A 21,505-nucleotide genomic window follows, 5' to 3' on the forward strand; every position below is an offset into this window, starting at 1 on the left:
TATGATCGCTGATTTCGCGCCGAACGGTTTACCCGACACCACTAACACATCGCCATTGCCAGAGCAGTTGCCAAGTTTACGTCATGAACTGCAATTATATGAGAGCTACCCAGATCAGCAAGGCAGTCCATGCTGGATGATTGTGGATCCGGTGACGAATATCAGCCACCGAATTGGCTTAGCTGAATTCTTAGTATTGAAATACTGGTCATTAAAGACCCCTGAGAAAATCCTTGCTCAGATAGCGGCAAACAGCACCATCAAGTTAACATTGCAAGATCTGACGGACATTTACCGTTTTTTAAGTCAACAACAGTTACTAAAAGACGATGAAAAGATCCTGAAACAACGTCAAAAACGTTATCTTGAAAGTCAGCACAACCCACTGAAACGCTTACTACACTCTTATTTATACTTTCGCGTCCCCTTACTTAAGCCAAGCCGTCAACTTTCTAAACTGAATAAGGCGACAGCTTGGATGGGGTGGCAAACGGTACTATTTACTCTAGCCGGACTATTATTTCTCGCTATCACTCTGTTGATCCAAAGCTGGGAGCAATTCTGGACTTCCTTAAGCGCTAGCTTTAGTTCATCCGGATTATTGGGGTATTTGTTAGCGCTAACCGTCACCAAAGGTTTACATGAACTGGGTCATGGTCTGATGGCAACGCGTTTTGGTTTGCGTGTCTCCCATATGGGAGTGATCTTTATCCTTGGTTGGCCCCTGCTTTACACAGATACTAATGAAGCTTGGAAGCTAAAAAGCCGTCGCCAACGTGTACTCATTGATAGTGCAGGCATCATCACCGAATTAACGATTGCTTGTAGCGCGACCATTATTTGGCATTTAGTACAGTCCCCAGATTTAAAGCAAATCTTTTTCTACCTTGCGACCACTTCGTGGCTGCTGACGTTGGCATTGAATATCAGCCCATTTATGCGTTTTGATGGTTATTACATCGCCTGCGATGCAATGAACTTCCCAAATTTACACGAGCGCTCTTTTGCTCAAGCAAAAGCTGCTTTAAGAAAACTTTTGTTTCAGCAGCAGGATCCGCAAACAGAACATTTTTCACCTTCGAAGACTTATGCCTTAATCGCGTTCGCATGGTGTGTTTGGCTGTATCGCTTAGTGCTCTTTTTTAGCATTGCTTTGGCGGTCTATCATTTCTTTTTCAAAGCACTCGGTATTTTACTGTTCATCATCGAGATCTATTGGTTTATCGTCAAACCCATTGCGAAAGAGCTCATCACATGGCATTCCTATTGGAAAAATAACATTCGCTCTAGGCGAAAATGGCAACTGATTGGCTCCATGGCACTTATTATTTCGGTGATGTTTATTCCCATTTCATTTACTGAGCAAGTCGTGGCGAAAATCCAACCGAGGCTATTCACGCCATTAGTAGCGCCGGAGAATGGCCAATTAACCTTCCTGCAAACGAATCAGCAACAGATAGCTGCAGGAGAAAGAGTATTCCGTATTGATCAAGCTGAGCTTAATACTGCGATACAAACTAACCAAATTCGTCTAGATGCTTTGACTCAGCAAAAAGACACGCTGTTGGGCTTGTCTGGTGCGCTAGAACAACGTTTAGTATTGGATCAGTTAGAGCTGGTTCTTTTAGCACAGCAAACGGCCTTAGCGACTCGCCGAGACAATTTATCCATGCTAGCCGGATTTGATGGTTATCTAACGGATGTACCTTCGGACATTAAAATCGGCTCTTGGATAAGCAAAGGGCAATCGCTGGGCTATCTTGTCGACCCACGTATTTGGCAAGCTATCTTTTATGTTCCAGAATCAGCAATTCAGGATGTGTATATGGGCCAGTCCGTCACTCTGGTAAGCCACGGAATTGAGGCGCAGACTCTACAAGGAAGTGTCATTGGCATCAGCCACTCCCCTATCACACAGTTGCCCAATCAGTTTCTCTCCACTCAATTTGGTGGTGATATTTCCGTAACGGAAAGCCGATCTGGCTTAACCCCAAGAGATCAACTGTATCCTATTGAGGTAAGTCTTTCGGCACCTACTAATATCAGTGCAGTGCAAATGGGCTATGGTTATTTTACAAGGGCTCCGAAGAGTCTATTCCAACGCTTTATCGAACCAGCCTATTTCCTATTGCTAAAACAAATTAATTTCTAAGGTCGCAACCATGAAAAAGATGCTTTTACTCAGTACACTCGGTTTTATGATCAGCCCCTTAATCAACGCTCAAGAAGCTCCTTCCAGCCGTCTTGAGCGTATTGAAACAACAGGCATAATGGTTGCTGGTTACCGTGAAACCTCCGTTCCCTTTAGTTATCTGGACCCTTACGCCCCAGCCGGTATGGGCGTAGATCTGACCTTCAAAGTTTTGGATGCGGTGCGTGAAAAGTTGAACCGTCCCGATATCCAGTTACGCTGGAACCCAGTTACATTAAGCACACGCCTACCCATGATGACCAGCAATACCATTGATATTAACTGCGCCACTGACACACATACCAAAGAGCGTGAAGCATTAGTGGACTTCTCAGTGAGTTACTATCTTTCCGAACTTTCTGGCGCGGTACGCAGCGATAGGTTGATTAATTCCTTGCAAGATTTGGCAGGGCTAAAAATCAGCGTCGCGCGAAATACCACCACCACAGAGTTACTACAAGAAACACTTGGCAAAGATTTACCCTTTACGGTCACGTATTACCCGACAAATAGACAGGCCCTTAAAGCCGTTCACGATGAGGAAGCTGATGTGTATATTAATTCAGATGCCATTATCGGCGGCGAACTGCTGCGCATGAACAGTAATAGCAATTTGAAAATTGTTGGCTTCGGTGGAGAGCCTGAGCCCTTTGCTTGCATGTTGCCCAAAGGCGATCAGGAGTTTAAAGCGCTAGTCGATGAGACGTTTGTGAAGATGATGCAATCGGGAGAAATGACAGCGATTTATAACCGTTGGTTAGTGAACCCTGTTCATAACTATGGTGCTTCATTGCATATTCCAATGAGCCATCAGTTAGAGTTGCTGTACCAAAGCCCTAGTGATCAGGCCTTTGTTAAGTAAACAAGATTACCAGCATCTAGCGATGTCATCTTGACCGGGATGCTGAAGTGGTCGATGGACTCAGTAGTCATGTTTAGTCCGCTTAGATCAGGGCTATGGCTGAATGTATAGAAAGCCTTAAAAAAGTTATAACAAATAGCACGGGAGATCAGATACCTCAGAAACCACCCATGCAAGTTTGCCGAGATCCATTGCTACAGCACTCATAATAACGATTCCAAATAACTTCATAACGCATTCCAAGATATTATTTTAATAACTGACATAATACGGAATCGCGTTATCTATGCATGCCAATTTGCACTCTTTTACAGTCAATACACTTTCTTTACGACAAAAAAATCCCTGCACTAGGCAGGGATTTTTATAATCAATTGCTTTTAAGCGATTGCTTACCAGCCAGTGATTTCTTTTAGGGCTGTACCGATGTCCGCTAGAGAGCGAACAGTCTTAACGCCTGCGTCTTGTAGCGCTGCGAATTTCTCGTCAGCTGTACCTTTACCACCAGAGATGATCGCACCAGCGTGGCCCATACGCTTACCAGCAGGAGCCGTTACACCAGCGATGTAAGATACAACAGGTTTAGTTACGTTTGCTTTAATGTAAGCAGCCGCTTCTTCTTCTGCAGTACCACCGATCTCACCGATCATAACGATCGCTTCAGTTTGAGGATCGTTTTGGAACATTTCTAGTACGTCGATGAAGTTAGTACCTGGGATTGGGTCACCACCGATACCAACACAAGTAGATTGACCGTAGCCAGCGTCAGTCGTTTGCTTAACAGCTTCATACGTCAGCGTACCAGAACGAGAAACGATACCAACTTTACCTGGCATGTGGATGTGACCAGGCATGATACCGATTTTACACTCTCCAGGAGTGATAACACCTGGACAGTTAGGGCCGATTAGGCGAACACCTAGCTCGTCACACTTAACTTTACAGTCAAGCATATCAAGCGTAGGAACACCTTCAGTGATACAAACGATTAGTTTGATACCAGCGTTAGCCGCTTCAAGGATAGAATCCTTAACGAAAGGAGCTGGTACGTAGATAACAGATGCTTCAGCACCAGTTGTCTCAACTGCATCTTTTACCGTGTTGAAAACAGGCAGACCAAGGTGAGTTTGACCACCTTTACCTGGTGTTACACCGCCAACCATTTTCGTACCGTAAGCAATCGCTTGCTCAGAGTGGAATGTACCTTGGCCGCCAGTGAAACCTTGACAGATTACTTTAGTATCTTTGTTAATTAGAACAGACATTATTATTTGCCCTCCGCAGCTTTAACAACTTGTTCAGCTGCGTCTTTTAGACTTTTCGCAGCAATGATGTCTAGACCAGAGTTCGCTAGAACTTCACGGCCTTTCTCTGCGTTAGTACCTTCTAGACGTACCACAACAGGAACGTTTACACCAACCTGTTCAACTGCACCGATAATACCTTCTGCGATCATGTCACAACGTACGATACCACCGAAGATGTTTACCAATACCGCTTTAACATTACTGTCAGAAAGAATGATCTTGAATGCTTCTGCTACACGCTCTTTCGTCGCGCCGCCACCAACGTCAAGGAAGTTAGCTGGTTTACCGCCGTGTAGGTTTACGATGTCCATTGTACCCATCGCTAGACCTGCACCGTTAACCATACAACCAACGTTACCATCTAGAGCAACGTAGTTAAGTTCCCACTGTGCTGCATGCGCTTCACGCTCATCTTCTTGAGATGGATCGTGGAACTCTTGCATTTTTTTCTGACGGTAAACAGCGTTGCTGTCGATGTTGATCTTACCGTCTAGACAGTGAAGGTTACCTTCTTCAGTAATTACTAGAGGGTTGATCTCTAGTAGTGCGAAGTCGTAGTCGTGGAACATTTGCGACAAACCAAGGAAGATCTGAGTGAACTGCTTGATTTGAGCTGGGTTAAGACCCATTTTGAATGCCATTTCACGTGCTTGGTATGGCTGTGCACCAACAAGAGGATCAATGATCGCTTTATGAATTAGCTCAGGAGTTTCCTCAGCTACTTTCTCGATCTCAACACCACCTTCAGTTGATGCCATGAACACTACGCGACGAGTAGAACGGTCTACTACAGCGCCTAGGTACAATTCGTTCGCGATGTCTGTGCAAGACTCAACTAGGATCTTAGCAACTGGCTGACCTTTTTCGTCAGTTTGGTAAGTTACTAGGTTTTTACCTAACCAGTTCGCTGCGAATTCTTTTACTTCATCCAAAGAATCAACAAGCTTTACACCGCCCGCTTTACCGCGACCACCAGCGTGCACTTGAGCTTTTACAACCCACTTGTCACCACCAATTTTTTTCGCCGCTTCTACTGCCTCTTCTGGCGTGTCTACTGCGTACCCTGTAGATACTGGCAGGCCGTATTCAGCAAATAGCTGTTTAGCCTGATATTCATGTAGGTTCATTTGATTCTTCCGCTCATCTTAATGATTGACATAAGTCTGTCTGTTGGACAGAAATTGCCGACTTCGCAGCCGGCAAATCGAATTTTTGTTATTTGCGCTTACGGTTAGCAATGTGGATCGCGTGGCCGTCTACAGCAAGTGCTGCTTCGTGTACTGCTTCACTTACTGTTGGGTGAGCGAACACCGTTAGAGCAATGTCTTCTGCAGTGGAACCAAATTCCATTGCGATAACCGCTTGTGCGATCAAATCAGCCGCGTGACCACCGATGATGTGGCAGCCTAGAATGCGATCTGTTTCTTCACAAGCAATGATCTTAACGAAACCATCTGTATCGTTAGCAGCCATAGCACGACCTGACGCAGCAAATGGGAATTTACCCACTTTGAAGTTTACGCCTTCGGCTTTTAGTTGCTGTTCGTTCTTACCAACCCAAGCTAGTTCTGGGTGAGTGTAGATAACAGATGGAATGCAATCGTAGTTCATTTGCGCTTTGTGGCCTGCGATGATGTCAGCAACCATCACACCCTCTTCAGAGGCTTTGTGCGCTAGCATTGGGCCACGAACGATATCACCGATCGCGAAAACACCAGGAACGTTTGTACGGCACTGCTCGTCAACGAATACAAAACCACGCTCGTCTAGGTTAACGCCAGAGTCAGCTGCTAGACAGCCGTCAGTGAATGGCTTACGACCTACAGCAACGATTAGCTTGTCAAACGTTTGCTTCTGCTCTTCGCCTTTGGCATCAAGGTAAGTCACTTCAACTTCTTCACCCTTGATTTCGCTGCCCGTTACACGAGCACCAACACGAATGTCTAGGCCTTGTTTTTTGAAGATCTTAGCCGCTTCTTTCGCTAGATCTTGGTCACATAGGCTTAGGAATTGATCTTGTGCTTCTAGAACCACAACCTCAGAACCTAGACGTTTCCATACAGAGCCTAGCTCAAGACCGATAACGCCAGCACCGATTACACCAAGACGCTTAGGTACAGCACGGAAATCTAGTGCACCTTCGTTGTCAACGATGATATCGCCAGTACGCGGAGCTGGTGGAATGTTCACTGGAACAGAGCCCGTTGCAAGGATTACACTGTCCGCTTCAAACGTTTGTACAGAACCGTCGTGCGCAGTAAATTCAACTTTTTTGTTAGCAAGCAGTTTACCGAAACCTTCGAAGCTGGTTACGCCGTTTGCTTTGAAAAGACCAGTGATGCCACCCGTCAATTGATCAACAATTTTGTCTTTGCGATCAACCATCGCATTCACGTCCATTGACACGCCATCAATGCCAATACCGTGAACTTTAAACTCCTCTTTCGCGTCGTGGTACTTATGAGACGAGTCCAATAGAGCTTTAGAAGGGATACAACCTACGTTCAAACAAGTTCCGCCAAGACGAGGCTTGTTGTCTTTATCTAGCCACTTTTCGATACATGCAGTTTTAAGACCCAATTGCGCAGCACGAATGGCCGCAACGTAACCACCTGGGCCACCACCAATTACGATAACATCAAATTTATTAGACATAGGGTTTATCCATTGTTGTTTGCTAGGGCGTTTTGCGCCCTAGCAAGTTATTTCTCTAATCCACAGAAGTGGGTGCGATTAGTTAGATTTCAAGCAGTAGTCGTGCTGGATCTTCTAGTAGGTCCTTGATGGTTACAAGGAACTGCACCGCTTCTTTACCGTCAATCATACGGTGATCGTATGATAACGCTAGGTACATCATTGGCTGGATCACAACCTGACCGTTAACCGCCATTGGACGCTCTTGGATTTTGTGCATACCCAAGATTGCAGTTTGAGGTGGGTTAAGGATAGGTGTAGACATTAGGGAACCGAAGATACCGCCGTTAGTGATAGTAAATGTACCACCTTGCATATCTTCCATACCTAGTTTGCCTTCACGACCACGTACAGCGAAGCCCATGATACCAGATTCGATATCCGCAAGACCCATTGCTTCCGTATTTCGTAGTACCGGAACCATCAAACCACGGTCTGTTGACACTGCAACACCGATGTCTTGGTAGCCGTGGTAAACCATATCGTTACCGTCGATTGAAGCATTGACCGCTGGGAAGCGTTTTAGCGCTTCAGTTGCCGCTTTTACGAAGAATGACATGAAACCAAGTTTAGTGCCGTTGTGAGTTTTCTGGAACAAGTCTTTGTACTTGTTACGCAGTTCCATCACAGGACCCATGTTTACTTCGTTGTAAGTGGTCAACATTGCCGCTGTTTGCTGAGCTTCAACAAGACGTTTTGCAATCGTTGCACGTAGACGTGTCATCGGAACACGTTTTTCTACGCGGCCGTCTGCGCTTAGCGGCGCTGGCGCAGCAGGAGCAGCTTTCGCTGGCGCTGCCGCAGGAGTTGCCGCAGCTTTGCTCTTAACTGCCGCTTCTACGTCTTCTTTAGTGATGCGACCGCCTTTGCCAGTACCTTTTACTTGAGCTGCTGTTAGGCCTGCTTCAGCCAGTGCTTTACGCGCAGCTGGGCCAGCTACGGCATCATCGTCACCTGCTTCTTCAGACGCTGCTGCAGTAGCTTGAGGTGCTGCAGCTGGCGCCGCACCACCTTCTGCGCCGATTGAGAAGTTTGCTAGGACTTCTGCACTCAATACCGTCTCGCCTTCTTCTTTAAGAATTTCAGCAATCACGCCATCCGCAGGAGCAACCACTTCAAGAACCACTTTATCGGTTTCGATATCAACAATGTGTTCGTCGCGTTTACACGCTTCACCTGGCTGTTTGTGCCACGCAGCAACCGTACCGTCAGCAACGGACTCTGGGAACACTGGAGCTTTAATTTGTACAGTTTCTTTCGCTTCAGAAGCAGAAGCCGCTGGTGTTTCCGCTTTTGCAGCAGGAGCCTCAGACGCCGCGGCACCTGAATCAAAGATCGCTAGTACTTCAGCGCTTAGGACAATGTCGCCCTCGCCTTTAAGAACTTCTTTAAGAACACCATCCGCTGGAGCAACCACTTCAAGCACTACCTTGTCGGTTTCGATATCAACAATGTGATCATCGCGCTTACAAGCTTCGCCTGGTTGTTTGTACCAAGTAGCGACTGTGCCATCCGCTACAGATTCTGGAAAAGTAGGTGCTTTAATTTCAATACTCATTTTTTACCCTTATCTCTGACAGGCAGTGGTGCTAGCCGACAATCGCGTCGTTAACCAGCGCTTCTTGTTCTTCAACGTGTACAGACATGTAGCCTGCTGCAGGTGCTGCAGAAGACATACGACCTGCAAAGCGAATTTTCACTTCTGGGTACAATCTGTCTAACACACGGCTCATACGGTGGCGGTTTGCATGCCAAGCGCCTTGGTTCTTAGGCTCTTCTTGACACCAAATCAGCTCTTCAACATTTTTGTACGGTTCCAAAATCGCTTCAAAATCAGCGTATGGGAACGGGTACAATTGCTCAAGACGAATAATTGCCACGTCTTCTTTAGCCAGCTCTTCACGACGGTTGAATAAGTCGTAGTAAACCTTACCGCTACAAAGCACCAGACGCTTAACGTTCTCTGGTTTAATATTCTCTGCTGCTTCTGGCAATACTGTTTTAAAGCTGCCCTCAGATAGATCTTCTAACGTAGAGATTGCTTGCTTGTGACGCAGCAAACTCTTCGGTGACATAATGATCAACGGACGACGCATTGGGCGAATCGCCTGACGACGCAAGATGTGGAAGATCTGTGCTGGTGTCGTTGGAACACACACTTGAATGTTGAATTCCGCACACAACTGCATGAAACGCTCTAGACGTGCAGAAGAGTGCTCTGGACCCTGACCTTCATAACCGTGTGGCAACAACATAGTTAGACCACATAGACGGCCCCACTTGTGCTCACCGCTGGTGATGAATTGGTCAATTACCACTTGTGCACCGTTGGCAAAGTCACCGAATTGAGCTTCCCAAACCACTAGACCTTTTGGTGAAGTTGTTGAGTAACCGTATTCGAATGCAAGAACCGCTTCCTCAGATAGGTACGAGTCATATAGATCCAGTGTTGGCTGATCATCCGACAAGTGTTTTAGAGGAATGTAAGTACTGCCGTCTTTTTGGCTGTGGATCACAGCATGGCGGTGCGAGAACGTACCACGACCAGAATCCTGACCAGTAATACGAATTGGGTAGCCCTGCTCAAGCAACGTAGCAAAAGCAAGCGTTTCAGCGTAACCCCAGTTGATTGGCATGGCACCAGCAGTCATCTTATCGCGATCTTCATAGATCTTCATAACTTGACGCTGAACCACGACACCATCAGGAATAGACGTTGTTTTCTTCGCTACTTCTTGTAGTTGCGCCAATGGGTAACTCGTGTCACCAGCATCTGTCCACTCAACGCCAAGATATGGTTTCCAATCAACAAATAACTCAGAGTTAGATTCTAGTACTAAGCTCTTCGCTACATGACGACCATTGTCTAGGTCTTCACGGTTTTCATTCACTAACTCATCAGCTTCAGCTTCCGTGACCACACCAGCAGCAATCAAAGCTTCTGCGTATTTTGTACGCGTAGTTTTCATGCCATTGATAACTTTGTACATTAATGGCTGAGTACCTGATGGTTCATCCGTTTCGTTGTGACCACGACGGCGGTAACACACCATGTCGATAACGACATCACGACCAAACTCGTAACGGTAATCAAGAGCCAACTGAGTGACAAATAGCACCGCTTCTGGATCATCACCGTTTACGTGGAAAATAGGCGCCTGAATCATTTTGGCAACATCTGTTGCGTATTCAGTTGAGCGCGAATCTTCTTGGCGGTTTGTGGTAAAGCCTACTTGGTTGTTCACCACGATATGCACTGTACCGCCAGTCTTGTAGGCACGAGTCTGTGACATCTGGAACGTTTCCATTACAACACCCTGACCAGCAAAGGCTGCATCACCGTGAATGGAAATTGGCACAACTGTCTTACCCGTCTTATCTTGACGACGATCTTGACGCGCACGAACAGAACCTTCTACTACAGGAGAAACGATCTCAAGGTGAGAAGGGTTGAACGCTAGCACGGTGTGAACTTCGCCACCTGCTGTCATCACGTTAGAAGAAAAACCTTGGTGGTATTTAACGTCACCAGAAGTGTTAACAAGCTTTTTACCTTCGAACTCGTCAAACAAGTCTTTCGGGTTTTTACCTAGCGTGTTGACCAAAACGTTTAGACGACCACGGTGTGCCATGCCGATCACAACTTCTTTCGCCCCTAAGGCACCAGAACGTTGGATCAACTCGTTTACCATTGGAATTAAGCTTTCACCACCTTCCAAACCGAAACGCTTCGCACCTGGGTAGCGACTGCCTAGGTATTTTTCAAGACCTTCTGCTGCCGTTAGACGCTCAAGCAACGCTTTGCGAGTTTCTTCTGAATATTCTGGGCGGGAACGAACCGATTCAACACGTTGTTGCAACCAAGCTTTTTCTTGGGTGTCGACAATATGCATGAATTCGTAGCCAATAGAGCCACAGTAAGTTTTTTCTAGCTCAGAGATCATGTCTTTTAAAGGCATGCTTTCTTGATTAAAGAATAATGAGCCAGTATTAAAGGAAGTGTCTAGATCAGCACCCGTTAATTGGTGAAAACCTAAATCAAGGTCAGCAACTTTTTCTCGCTTCTGAAGACCCAGCGGATCCAAGTTGGAGTGTTGATGGCCTCGAACGCGATAAGCGTTAATAAGTTGAAGTACATTGATCTGCTTTTGCTCATGCTCTGAGCTAGCTGCGACACCTGTAGAAACAGGAATGTTGCGGAACTTGTTTTTACCAAGTTCTAAGAATTGTTGTTGAATAACGGAGTGAGGAAGATCGGTTGACTGCGCTTCACTTACTCTCGGCAACTGATCAAAACATTTCCGCCATTCTTCGGATACTGAGTTGGGGTCAACTAAGTAGCTCTCAAACAGCCCCTCAACGTATTCAAGGTTACCCCCTGAAAAGTGAGAAGTGCTCCATAGCAACTCCATCAAACTTTCATGCATTCTCGATCACCCTTTTATGTTCGAGCCAGCTATCACCGTGATGCGATAACTCAAATTTTCATTCTGGTTAAACTAATCAATGACTAGTCGCCAGGTTATTATTTACTTTTTTACTAAATGACACTTAAACAGTCCAATTCTAAAGCACAAGTGCCTTACTTATTAGTAATAAATGGGGCTATTTAGTGTTTTTTCATGCACAGATATCTCCGCCATGAAAAACTAAATTCTTCGTAACTTTTTCTTTACATGGATTTAACGTTACGCATAAACCCAGCATCAAAGTAGCCTCTATCTAATAGAGGCTACTTTTTTTGTACCATTAAAAAACGATACAAGCATGTCGTTCATCAGGTCGCACGTTGAATCAACATAGTACGAATGTTACCAATCGCCTTAGTTGGGTTTAGACCTTTTGGACAAACGTTTACACAGTTCATAATGCCGTGGCAACGGAATACGCTGAACGGGTCATCAAGATCGCTAAGACGATCTTGTGTAGCCGTATCGCGGCTGTCGGCCAAGAAGCGGTAAGCTTGTAGCAAACCAGATGGACCAATGAACTTATCAGGGTTCCACCAGAACGACGGACATGCCGTAGAACAACACGCACACAAGATACACTCGTACAAACCATCAAGCTTTTCACGCTCTTCAGGACTCTGTAGACGCTCGATTGCTGGTGCTGGCGTGTCATTAATCAAGAATGGCTTGATCTTTTCGTATTGTTTGTAGAACTGTCCCATGTCCACAACCAAGTCACGAACAACTGGCAAACCTGGCAGAGGACGCAAGACAAGCTTATTGTTTTTTGCCGCAGCGGACACAGGCGTGATACACGCTAGGCCGTTTTTACCAGACATATTCATACCGTCAGAACCACACACGCCTTCACGGCATGAGCGACGGTAAGAAATACTTGGATCCTGTGCTTTTAGTAGGTTAAGCACATCAAGCACCATCAGATCTTTACCCGCTGGCAGCTCGATTTCGAAATCCTGCATGTAAGGCGCATCGTCCTTCTCAGGATTGTAACGATAGATACTAACTAACATCGAATAACTCCTTAGTATGAACGAACTTTAGGTGGGAAAGCTTCCATTGTTTTTGGCGCAAAGTTCACATCGCGCTTGGTCACTTTCTTAGTTGCTGGGTGGAACAAAGAGTGTTTCAACCAGTTCTCATCGTCACGTTCAGTAAAGTCATTACGTGCATGTGCGCCACGGCTTTCTTTACGGAATTCCGCAGGGATTGCCGTTGCCTCAGCCACTTCTAGCAAGTTTTCAAGCTCAAGTGCTTCGATACGAGCAGTATTGAATGCCTGGCTCTTATCTTCAAGATGCAAATTCTCAACGCGCTTACGGATTTCTTTAAGCTGCTCAAGGCCTTTCTGCATAGATGGGCCTTCACGGAATACACCGAAGTATAACTGCATAGTTTTTTGAAGCTCTGCACGAACCTCTGCAACCGACTCACCACCAGTTGAGCTGTTTAGACGGTTCAGACGCGCCATTGCTTTTTCAACATCAGTGTCGCTAGCGTCCATTGAGTCGAAACCTTCATCTAGAGATTTCTTAACTTGAAGACCCACTGCACGACCGAATACCACTAAGTCTAGCAGAGAGTTACCACCTAGGCGGTTCGCACCGTGAACTGATACACAAGCGATCTCACCACAAGCGTAAAGACCAGGAATAATCACGTCTTCACCAGCTTCGTTTTGCAATAGCGCTTGGCCACCGATGTTCGTTGGCACACCACCCATCATGTAGTGACAAGTAGGTACAACAGGAATCGGTTCTTTCACTGGGTCAACGTGAGCAAAAGTACGAGACAACTCAAGGATACCTGGTAGACGCTTATTCAGAGTCTCTTCACCTAGGTGATCCAATTTTAGAAGTACGTGGTCACCGTGTTCACCACAACCACGACCTTCAAGAATCTCAAGAATCATCGAACGAGCTACTACGTCACGACCAGCAAGGTCTTTCGCGTTTGGCGCGTAACGCTCCATGAAACGTTCGCCGTCTTTGTTGATCAGGTAACCACCTTCACCACGACAACCTTCAGTAACAAGTGTACCCGCACCGTAAATACCGGTTGGGTGGAACTGCCACATTTCCATGTCTTGCATTGGCACACCAGCGCGAAGCGCCATACCTACGCCGTCACCCGTGTTGATGTGTGCGTTAGTCGTAGATTGGAAGATACGACCGGCACCGCCCGTTGCAAGGACTGTCGCTTTCGCTTTTAGGTAAACCACTTCACCTGTTTCAACACAGATAGAAACAGCACCAACGATTGCGCCTTCAGAGTTTTTCACCAAATCAACCGCGTACCATTCATTGAAGAATGTAGTGCCGCCTTTTAGGTTCGCTTGGTAAAGCGTGTGTAGTAGCGCGTGACCGGTACGGTCCGCTGCAGCACATGTACGCGCTGCTTGACCACCTTTACCGAAGTCTTTCGATTGACCACCGAAAGGACGCTGGTAAATACGGCCATTTTCTTTACGAGAGAATGGTAAGCCCATGTGCTCAAGCTCAAATACTGCTTGAGGGCCGACAGAACACATGTACTCGATAGCGTCTTGGTCACCGATGTAGTCAGAGCCTTTAACGGTATCGTACATGTGCCAGCGCCAATCATCATTTGGGTCTTCACTTGCAATGGCACAAGTGATACCACCTTGCGCAGATACAGTATGTGAACGAGTTGGGAATACTTTTGTGACACACGCCGTGTTTAAGCCAGATTCAGTCAACTGAAGTGCCGCACGCATACCTGCGCCACCACCACCAATTACAATGGCATCAAAAGAGATAGTACGAATATTAGCCATTACTTACAGCCCCCAAAGAACCTGAACACCCCATACGACATAGATAAACATTACTAAGCCACATAGAGATTGAAAGAAGAAACGAACACCTGTTGCTTTAATGTAGTCAGTTGACACTGACCACAAACCGATCCATGAGTGAATACCAACAGATAGCAGCGCTAGTAGAGAGAAAATGCGCATTGAAGTTGTTTCAAACAAACCACTCCACTGTTCGTATGTTAGATCTGGATTAAGAAGCAAGTAACCAATAATAAAGATACTGTATACCGCCAATACCAATGCAGACACGCGCTGCATCATCCAGTCGTACAGACCCGAACGGCCAAAGCTAGTAATTTGAGTTACCATATCCATACCCCTGCTAATAGAATCAGAACAACAGCGATCACTAGGTTCGCTTTTGCCGCGATGCGGCCACTTTCAAGTTCTTCGAAATGTCCCAAATCCATAAACAAGTGCTTAACACCCGCTACGAAGTGGTACATCAGCGCTGAAACGACACCCCAAACGACAAATTTCGCTAGAAAATTGTTTTGTAGCACCTCTACCACTTGATCAAAACCTTCCTGTGAAGACAATGACTGATCAAACGCGTAGAACAGGAATACCAAACCAATAAATAGGATGATACCGGTTACACGGTGAAGGATAGAGACAATTGCGGTTACGGGCATTGATATTGTGGAAATATCAAGGTTGACTGGTCTTTTTTTGTTCACGACTCTTTACACCATTTTATTTGATTGAATGGTCAATCTCGACCCAAATTCTATCGTCACCAAGGGAAAGCAAAGCTTCACTGGATCCATAGGCCTCCTTGAAAATCCCATCGATTTGCAAGCGACATTGGCACATGCGACTCAAACTTGCCAAATAACACCGACAAATCAATGAAATCATCGGGTCGCAATTATAGACTAGGCCAAAAACCTAAGACAAATAGACAGAACGTAGGGGTTTTAATGGTCACCATTCACAAAATGAATGCACCCATAAACAAAAGCAATAATGGTGTAAAATTACAGATTTTCGCTCCTGCGGAATTTTTACTTTTCTATTAATAATCAAAAACTTAAAAACAAACAGATCAATATTCACTCATCCAACACTATCAATCCCGTTACAAATTTACAAAGAAATTACTAAGATCGAAGAAGTAGTAAAAACTTTGTCTAATTGACTTTGTAACCCGTAAGAAAGTATTTTTTCCGCACCTTCTGGGCCAGGAGAGCTAATTCAAGGCTCTTTGCCCCGGACCAGAGTACGAAGGAGACCAAAAATGGCTGACAAAAAAGCTCGCATAACGGTAGACGGTATCGATCAAACGATTGAACTTCCTGTATTAACAGGCACAGCAGGACAAGACGTGATAGATGTAAGAACTTTAGGTTCTCATGGCGTCTTCACTTATGATCCTGGCTTCATGTCTACTGGCTCATGTGAATCTGCAATCACCTATATCGATGGTGAGGCAGGCGTGCTTCTGCATCGCGGTTACAAAATTGCCGATCTTGCAGAAAACTCAGATTACCTTGAAACTTGTTATCTACTGTTATATGGAGAGCTGCCAAGCTCTGAGCAAAAAGCAGAGTTCGTAGAAACCGTTAAAAACCATACCATGGTGTCAGAATCTATGCAGAAGTTCCTTGATGGCTTCCGCAACGATGCTCACCCAATGGCGATAATGGTAGGTTTAGTAGGTGCTTTGTCTGCGTTCTATCAAGACCACATGGATATCAACGATCCTAAGCACCGTGAAATCGCAGCTTTCCGCTTGATTTCAAAAATGCCAACTCTTGCAGCAATGTGTTACAAGTACTCTAAGGGTCAACCGACCATGTACCCTCGTAACGATCTAAGCTATGCAGAGAACTTCCTCCACATGATGTTTGCTACACCTTGCGAAGACTACAAGGTGAATCCAGTATTTGCGAAAGCAATGGATCGAATCTTTATCTTACATGCAGACCATGAGCAAAACGCTTCGACTTCTACTGTCCGTTTAGCTGGTTCGTCTGGCGCAAACCCATTCGCATGTATTGCTGCGGGTTTTGTGACGCTTTGGGGCCCTGCTCACGGTGGTGCCAACGAAGCGGTATTGACGATGCTGGAAGAAATTGGTGATGAATCGAAAATTGACGAATTCATTGCTAAAGCGAAAGACAAAAATGACCCATTCCGACTAATGGGCTTTGGCCACCGCGTTTACAAAAACTTCGACCCTCGCGCGAAAGTAATGCGCGAAACTTGTGATCAAGTTTTAGCTGAGTTAGGCCAGTCTGACGACCCTATGTTAAAAATCGCGAAGCGCTTAGAAAAAATTGCCCTTGAAGACCCTTACTTCGTGGAGCGTAAGCTTTACCCGAATGTTGACTTCTATTCTGGCATCATCATGAAAGCGATCGGCATCCCAACTTCCATGTTTACCGTAATCTTTGCCATGGCACGTACTGTTGGCTGGATTTCACACTGGAATGAAATGATCAGTGGTTCATACAAAATCGGCCGCCCACGCCAGCTGTATGTAGGCCATACTGAACGCGACTACCCTACAAAAAAATAAGGGTTTAGCCATAAAAAAAGCGGCTTGAAGCCGCTTTTTTGTTATCTTGCCAAACTAGCAAAAGTTATACTTCGTCGTCTTCATAGACAAGCTCAGTAATAATTTTTGTGCCACATTTAACACATTCACCTTCGATCCAAGCACGATCCCCAGCTTCAAACTCTTGCGGGTTTTTCATGCCTAAATCCATCTCCATACATTCATTACACCAAGTTTGCTGAAGAAAATCCTGCTGTTCTTCAATCGATCGATCAAAAAAATTCTTCAGAACAGGCGTTGCCTCAGTTTCATTACTCATTTGAATTACCTTTACCTTTGTATTCATAGCTAACGGTGTAATTTTCATAAGGTGCCGAAGCCATCATCGGTTTTAGCGCCAGCACTGAATTCAGTGCTACACTGTTTTTAAACTTTTCTTCTGTTCCATCTAACGACAGATCAAATACAACTTGTCCATCCACAATACGATCAAGCTGCACGTTACGCACGACCGCTATCGAAGCCAAATACTCACGCAGAGTCGACATAGATGTATAATTACGAACCCCATCTACAGAGACATTCATATTTTTGGGCGTAGCTAAACGAACCGATGCATAGCGATCAGACAGTATTGCAGACAAACGCACTAGCATTTCCTCTACTGCTTCTCGCTTTGATGGGCGAGTTATGGACTCAACACGCGATGCTTGATTAGGAGACAACAACATTGCCTCAACCACTGCCTGATCACCATATTCACTCATTCGCACAGCCAATACTACGTCTGTTTGGTAACGGGCACTTGCTGACATAATATCGTCTTCAAAGAATCCCCAAAGACCACTTGCGCTCAATGTTTGGCGATCCACATTATCAACTAAAGGCGCATACACAGGCAGACCATAGCGTTTTGCACCATCAAAAAACTGCGATAACGACGTAGAAGGTTGATTGGCACCAAACATTTGACGCGTACCATTTTGCTCTTCAATCAGCCACACTAAAATGCTCGGACGATTTTCTCCCCAGACAGGTAAGCTGTTATCAAATAAGAAACGATCTACCGATTCCTTATAAAAGGTAACGCTTACCTCTTTTGCCGCCTCAGGACCACTGGAACCATTAACCGTTTCCACCGCATCCTTAATCGAATGCTGTGCAACCCAGCTAGTAGCCGAGCGATGCGCTTGACTCAACACACTGCTAGACAAATCATTCTTTGCCCCAGAGACACGTAACAAAACATCGTCAATCGCTTCGCTAAACGCACGATCAAGCAACTGGCGATCATCCAAGCTTGCCGGTACCTGAACGACAGACGAATACAAATTAGAAACTTGGACAGCGTGACTCATTGTTGAAGCCAACAACAAACACATAAAGAAAATACGTTTCAAAATAATCCCCTTACTTATCGTATTTGCTCTATTCTACTGTCTTCTATGCAAAGAACCATAGCCCTTATTCTCCACTGTGTTAAAATGCCGTTTTTTCCCACACCATGATAAGGCTTAGGCAATGACCGAATCGAAAAAAACCTCGATTAGTTACAAAGACGCAGGCGTAGACATTAACGCAGGCAACGAACTTGTTGAGCGCATTAAAGGCGTAAGTAAAAAAACACGCCGCCCTGAAGTACTAGGTGGATTGGGTGGCTTTGGCGCCCTTACTCGTCTTCCACAAAAGTACAAAAATCCAGTTCTTGTATCAGGAACAGATGGCGTGGGCACTAAATTGCGTTTAGCGATGGATCTAAACAAGCATGACACAATCGGTATCGACTTGGTGGCAATGTGTGTAAACGATCTCGTTGTTGCTGGTGCGGAGCCTCTACTATTCCTTGACTACTACGCAACAGGCAAACTGGACGTCGATGTGGCGGCTGACGTGGTAACCGGTATCGGTGAAGGCTGTCTACAATCTGGTTGCGCATTGGTTGGAGGCGAAACAGCAGAAATGCCTGGTATGTACCACGATGGTGACTACGACCTAGCTGGCTTCTGTGTTGGCGTGGTGGAAGAAGATCAAATCATCGATGGTAGCAAAGTTGAAGCGGGCAACACCTTGATCGCACTAGGTTCATCTGGCCCACACTCAAACGGCTACTCTTTGATCCGTAAGATCCTAGAGGTAAGCGGCGCCAAGCTTGAAGAAGAAGTTGGTGGCGTGGCTTTAAAAGATGCCCTACTAGCTCCAACTAAAATTTACGTTAAATCTATCCTTAAATTGATGGAAACAGTCAACGTAAATGCTTTGGCGCACATCACTGGTGGTGGTCTACTAGAAAACATTCCTCGTGTATTGCCAGAGGGCGCTGCAGCTTACATTGATGCAGCAAGCTGGACTCGTCCTGCGATCTTCGATTGGCTGCAAGAGCAAGGCAACGTTGAACAAGAAGAAATGTACCGCGTGCTAAACTGTGGCGTAGGTATGGTTCTAGCGGTAAACGCTGCTGACGTTGATAACGCATTGGCTATTCTTACAGCTGAAGGCGAAAATGCTTGGGTGATCGGTGAAATCCGTGAGAAATCAGGCAAAGAGGTTGTGATCTCTGACCTTGAGGCGTCTGCATGAGTTTTCCCGTCGTTGTTTTAATTTCAGGCAGCGGCAGTAATTTGCAGGCTTTGATTGATCAAAGCCTGCAAGGCAATCTCGATATCGACATCAAAGCCGTAGTCAGCAATAAGGCATCCGCTTACGGGCTGGAACGAGCTAATAATGCTGGCATCGCAACCCATGCATTGGATCATAAGCAGTTTGAAAGTCGCGAAGCGTTCGACCAAGCTCTTATGGCTCTAATCGACCAGTATCAGCCTAAGCTGGTGGTGCTTGCGGGCTTTATGCGTATTCTAACGGAAGAATTTACGCGTCATTATGAAGGTCGTATGTTAAACATACATCCTTCATTGTTGCCAAAGTACAAAGGATTAAATACTCACCAGCGAGCAATTGACGCTGGTGAAGCGGAACATGGTGTGTCCGTTCATTTTGTTACTTCGGAACTGGATGCTGGCTCAGTGGTCTTACAAGCTAGCACCGAAATATCGTCAGATGAAACTGCTGACTCGCTGGCTCAGAAAGTTCATGCGCTTGAGCACATCATTTATCCCCTAAGCGTTAAATGGTTTAGCTCTGGTCGCTTAACTCTAGAAAACGGTCAAGCCGTACTAGACGGAGAACCTTTACCTGAGTCAGGTGTGCGTTACACAACGGATTTGAACGAACACTAGGAAAAATTAAGATGGGTATTATCCGAAACATTACCGCAATCGCACTATTATTTCAGATAATACCCTCTTACTCGGCCTCATCAACTGCACCCGTTACCCATACTAGCTCTCCGTCTAATGGCAATGTCTCTTCACCTGTAGCCCAACAAAAAAACTCGAATGACCCAGTGTTTTTTACCCCTTACAGTGCCGTTTACAGCACGGTTTATAAAAAGGGCATTACTTTACGAGTGGAAGGTAAACAAACGCTGACTGAAGCGGCTGATCATCAATATAAGTTTGATTTTGTCGTGGATACGTTACTTGCCAGCCTCAAAGAATCAAGCCAGTTTTACCTAGAAGGTGATAGCTTACGGCCGACGGAATACCACTACTCTTCAAGTGTGTTGGGGAAACGTAAGGATGTCATCGTCACGTTTGACTGGGATGACATGAGCGCGATTAATACTTCCAAAGGCAACTCTTGGTCAATGCCGATCAATAACACCACACTTGATCGACTCACATTACAACTTCAGCTTCGATACGATTTAAAAAGTCATCGAGATCAACTCGATTACCAGATTGCCGATGGTGGTCAAGCAAAGCTTTATACCTTTGAAAAACGTGATCAGGAGATGATTAAAACTAAGCTTGGAGAGCTTGAAACCATTAAAGTCGTTCGGACCGACAACCTATCGGATAAGCGCCATCAATATTTCTGGTTTGCTCCCAAATATGACTACTTGTTAGTAAAGATGGAACACTTTGAAAAAGGTGAGTCGTACACTCTTAACCTAGATAAAATCACTCAGCTCCCCACACCTGCGGCCAAACAGTAACTAGGGTTCTAATTGATCTAGATAGTTGATATTGACCAACTCTTCGTCCCTGTGCCAATGCACCGCACGTCTACCAATTTGTTTATAAAAGCTCATCACTCCGTAATACTCAGCTTGCGCTAAGAATTCTGGCAAATTCTGCTTGAGCGCAGCCACTGGCAATACCGCATGTAAAGGCTGAGGACCCGACACCGTTTCCATAAAATGCACCATCTCTGGCGCTTGCTGAGCGTTTTCTAATAAATGCTGGAGTGCTGCGTCAGAGAAACGTGGGGTGTCGCATGGGACCACTAAAAGATGAGAGGTGTTAAGCTTGTCTAACACAGCATACAACCCACCTAGAGGTCCGATACCCTGCCAAGGGGCGACATCAGTGATGACGTCATCGACTAACGTTTGGTAGCGCTCAAGATTACGGTTAGCACTGATAAATTGCTGAACGGAAAAGGGTTTTACCAAAGCCATCATCCGCTCAATTAAAGGTTGCCCAGCATATAACTGCCAGCCCTTATCCACACCGCCCATACGCTGCGCTGCCCCACCAGCTAAAACCAACGCCGTAATCTCAAATTTGTTGCTCATGACT

18 protein-coding genes are annotated in these 21,505 nt (G+C 45.6%); 6 read left to right on the forward strand and 12 right to left on the reverse strand.

What is annotated here, in order from left to right:
• Position 1: 1 nt before the first annotated feature.
• Positions 2-2,152 carry an HlyD family efflux transporter periplasmic adaptor subunit gene (locus ASC49_RS00785; protein ID WP_055461305.1) on the forward strand — a complete coding sequence of 717 codons (2,151 nt, stop codon included), beginning with the start codon at positions 2-4 and terminating at the stop codon, positions 2,150-2,152.
• A gap of 10 nt (positions 2,153-2,162) precedes the next feature.
• A complete protein-coding gene (locus ASC49_RS00790) occupies positions 2,163-3,053 on the forward strand; it encodes an amino acid ABC transporter substrate-binding protein (RefSeq protein ID WP_055461306.1) in 891 nt (296 codons plus the stop codon).
• A 392-nt stretch (positions 3,054-3,445) separates the two neighbouring features.
• Here ASC49_RS00790 and sucD read toward each other — a convergent pair whose 3' ends face one another.
• From sucD to sdhC, 9 genes are all read right to left on the reverse strand, one after another.
• Positions 3,446-4,318, reverse strand: coding sequence for a succinate--CoA ligase subunit alpha (gene sucD, locus ASC49_RS00795; protein WP_055461307.1), 873 nt, complete (start codon positions 4,316-4,318; stop codon positions 3,446-3,448).
• Between the two features lie 2 nt (positions 4,319-4,320).
• On the reverse strand, positions 4,321-5,487 hold the full coding sequence (gene sucC / locus ASC49_RS00800) for an ADP-forming succinate--CoA ligase subunit beta (protein WP_055461308.1): 1,167 nt from the start codon (positions 5,485-5,487) through the stop codon (positions 4,321-4,323).
• A gap of 88 nt (positions 5,488-5,575) precedes the next feature.
• Entirely contained in the window at positions 5,576-7,015 is a 1,440-nt protein-coding gene (gene lpdA, locus ASC49_RS00805; protein ID WP_055461309.1) for a dihydrolipoyl dehydrogenase, read from the reverse strand.
• Between the two features lie 82 nt (positions 7,016-7,097).
• The gene (odhB, locus tag ASC49_RS00810) at positions 7,098-8,612 is read right to left on the reverse strand and encodes a 2-oxoglutarate dehydrogenase complex dihydrolipoyllysine-residue succinyltransferase (RefSeq protein WP_055461310.1); all 1,515 of its coding nucleotides are present in this window, start codon (positions 8,610-8,612) and stop codon (positions 7,098-7,100) included.
• Between the two features lie 31 nt (positions 8,613-8,643).
• The gene (locus tag ASC49_RS00815; RefSeq protein ID WP_055461311.1) at positions 8,644-11,481 is read right to left on the reverse strand and encodes a 2-oxoglutarate dehydrogenase E1 component; all 2,838 of its coding nucleotides are present in this window, start codon (positions 11,479-11,481) and stop codon (positions 8,644-8,646) included.
• A 350-nt stretch (positions 11,482-11,831) separates the two neighbouring features.
• On the reverse strand, positions 11,832-12,536 hold the full coding sequence (locus ASC49_RS00820) for a succinate dehydrogenase iron-sulfur subunit (protein ID WP_055461312.1): 705 nt from the start codon (positions 12,534-12,536) through the stop codon (positions 11,832-11,834).
• Positions 12,537-12,547: 11 nt separating this feature from the next.
• A complete protein-coding gene (gene sdhA, locus ASC49_RS00825) occupies positions 12,548-14,320 on the reverse strand; it encodes a succinate dehydrogenase flavoprotein subunit (protein ID WP_055461313.1) in 1,773 nt (590 codons plus the stop codon).
• Positions 14,321-14,323: 3 nt separating this feature from the next.
• On the reverse strand, positions 14,324-14,671 hold the full coding sequence (sdhD, locus tag ASC49_RS00830; RefSeq protein WP_055461314.1) for a succinate dehydrogenase, hydrophobic membrane anchor protein: 348 nt from the start codon (positions 14,669-14,671) through the stop codon (positions 14,324-14,326).
• Entirely contained in the window at positions 14,665-15,042 is a 378-nt protein-coding gene (gene sdhC / locus ASC49_RS00835) for a succinate dehydrogenase, cytochrome b556 subunit (RefSeq protein WP_055461315.1), read from the reverse strand. Before sdhC ends, sdhD begins: the two co-directional genes overlap by 7 nt.
• Before the next feature lie 560 nt (positions 15,043-15,602).
• Between sdhC and gltA the strand changes: the two genes are divergently transcribed.
• Complete coding sequence (gltA, locus tag ASC49_RS00840; protein WP_055461316.1) at positions 15,603-16,886, forward strand: citrate synthase; 1,284 nt, start codon at positions 15,603-15,605, stop codon at positions 16,884-16,886.
• Positions 16,887-16,950: 64 nt separating this feature from the next.
• On the opposite strand, the gene ASC49_RS00845 is transcribed toward gltA, so the two are convergent.
• Positions 16,951-17,184 carry a hypothetical protein gene (locus tag ASC49_RS00845; RefSeq protein ID WP_055461317.1) on the reverse strand — a complete coding sequence of 78 codons (234 nt, stop codon included), beginning with the start codon at positions 17,182-17,184 and terminating at the stop codon, positions 16,951-16,953.
• Entirely contained in the window at positions 17,177-18,265 is a 1,089-nt protein-coding gene (locus ASC49_RS00850; RefSeq protein ID WP_055461318.1) for a DUF2066 domain-containing protein, read from the reverse strand. The genes ASC49_RS00845 and ASC49_RS00850 overlap by 8 nt, the downstream gene beginning before the upstream one ends.
• A 121-nt stretch (positions 18,266-18,386) precedes the next feature.
• Between ASC49_RS00850 and purM the strand changes: the two genes are divergently transcribed.
• The 3 genes from purM to ASC49_RS00865 are packed head-to-tail and all read left to right on the forward strand — an operon-like array spanning position 18,387 to position 20,919.
• The gene (gene purM / locus ASC49_RS00855; protein ID WP_055461319.1) at positions 18,387-19,442 is read left to right on the forward strand and encodes a phosphoribosylformylglycinamidine cyclo-ligase; all 1,056 of its coding nucleotides are present in this window, start codon (positions 18,387-18,389) and stop codon (positions 19,440-19,442) included.
• On the forward strand, positions 19,439-20,098 hold the full coding sequence (gene purN / locus ASC49_RS00860; RefSeq protein WP_055461320.1) for a phosphoribosylglycinamide formyltransferase: 660 nt from the start codon (positions 19,439-19,441) through the stop codon (positions 20,096-20,098). Before purM ends, purN begins: the two co-directional genes overlap by 4 nt.
• Positions 20,099-20,109: 11 nt before the next feature.
• Entirely contained in the window at positions 20,110-20,919 is an 810-nt protein-coding gene (locus ASC49_RS00865; RefSeq protein WP_055461321.1) for a DUF3108 domain-containing protein, read from the forward strand.
• Here ASC49_RS00865 and mobA read toward each other — a convergent pair whose 3' ends face one another.
• The gene (gene mobA, locus ASC49_RS00870; RefSeq protein WP_055461322.1) at positions 20,920-21,501 is read right to left on the reverse strand and encodes a molybdenum cofactor guanylyltransferase; all 582 of its coding nucleotides are present in this window, start codon (positions 21,499-21,501) and stop codon (positions 20,920-20,922) included.
• Between the last annotated feature and the right edge of the window lie 4 nt (positions 21,502-21,505).

It is taken from the genome of Marinomonas fungiae (genome assembly GCF_001418205.1).
Lineage (GTDB): Bacteria > Pseudomonadota > Gammaproteobacteria > Pseudomonadales > Marinomonadaceae > Marinomonas > Marinomonas fungiae.

Excerpts from the sequence above, each read along its gene's own strand:
- purM (WP_055461319.1), top strand. The coding sequence starts at position 18,387 with ATGACCGAATCGAAAAAAACCTCGATTAGTTACAAAGACGCAGGCGTA.
- sdhD (WP_055461314.1), bottom strand. The coding sequence starts at position 14,671 with ATGGTAACTCAAATTACTAGCTTTGGCCGTTCGGGTCTGTACGACTGG.
- gltA (WP_055461316.1), top strand. The coding sequence starts at position 15,603 with ATGGCTGACAAAAAAGCTCGCATAACGGTAGACGGTATCGATCAAACG.
- ASC49_RS00785 (WP_055461305.1), top strand. The coding sequence starts at position 2 with ATGATCGCTGATTTCGCGCCGAACGGTTTACCCGACACCACTAACACA.
- ASC49_RS00845 (WP_055461317.1), bottom strand. The coding sequence starts at position 17,184 with ATGAGTAATGAAACTGAGGCAACGCCTGTTCTGAAGAATTTTTTTGAT.
- odhB (WP_055461310.1), bottom strand. The coding sequence starts at position 8,612 with ATGAGTATTGAAATTAAAGCACCTACTTTTCCAGAATCTGTAGCGGAT.
- mobA (WP_055461322.1), bottom strand. The coding sequence starts at position 21,501 with ATGAGCAACAAATTTGAGATTACGGCGTTGGTTTTAGCTGGTGGGGCA.
- ASC49_RS00790 (WP_055461306.1), top strand. The coding sequence starts at position 2,163 with ATGAAAAAGATGCTTTTACTCAGTACACTCGGTTTTATGATCAGCCCC.
- sucC (WP_055461308.1), bottom strand. The coding sequence starts at position 5,487 with ATGAACCTACATGAATATCAGGCTAAACAGCTATTTGCTGAATACGGC.
- ASC49_RS00865 (WP_055461321.1), top strand. The coding sequence starts at position 20,110 with ATGGGTATTATCCGAAACATTACCGCAATCGCACTATTATTTCAGATA.
- ASC49_RS00815 (WP_055461311.1), bottom strand. The coding sequence starts at position 11,481 with ATGCATGAAAGTTTGATGGAGTTGCTATGGAGCACTTCTCACTTTTCA.
- purN (WP_055461320.1), top strand. The coding sequence starts at position 19,439 with ATGAGTTTTCCCGTCGTTGTTTTAATTTCAGGCAGCGGCAGTAATTTG.
- ASC49_RS00820 (WP_055461312.1), bottom strand. The coding sequence starts at position 12,536 with ATGTTAGTTAGTATCTATCGTTACAATCCTGAGAAGGACGATGCGCCT.
- lpdA (WP_055461309.1), bottom strand. The coding sequence starts at position 7,015 with ATGTCTAATAAATTTGATGTTATCGTAATTGGTGGTGGCCCAGGTGGT.
- sucD (WP_055461307.1), bottom strand. The coding sequence starts at position 4,318 with ATGTCTGTTCTAATTAACAAAGATACTAAAGTAATCTGTCAAGGTTTC.
- sdhA (WP_055461313.1), bottom strand. The coding sequence starts at position 14,320 with ATGGCTAATATTCGTACTATCTCTTTTGATGCCATTGTAATTGGTGGT.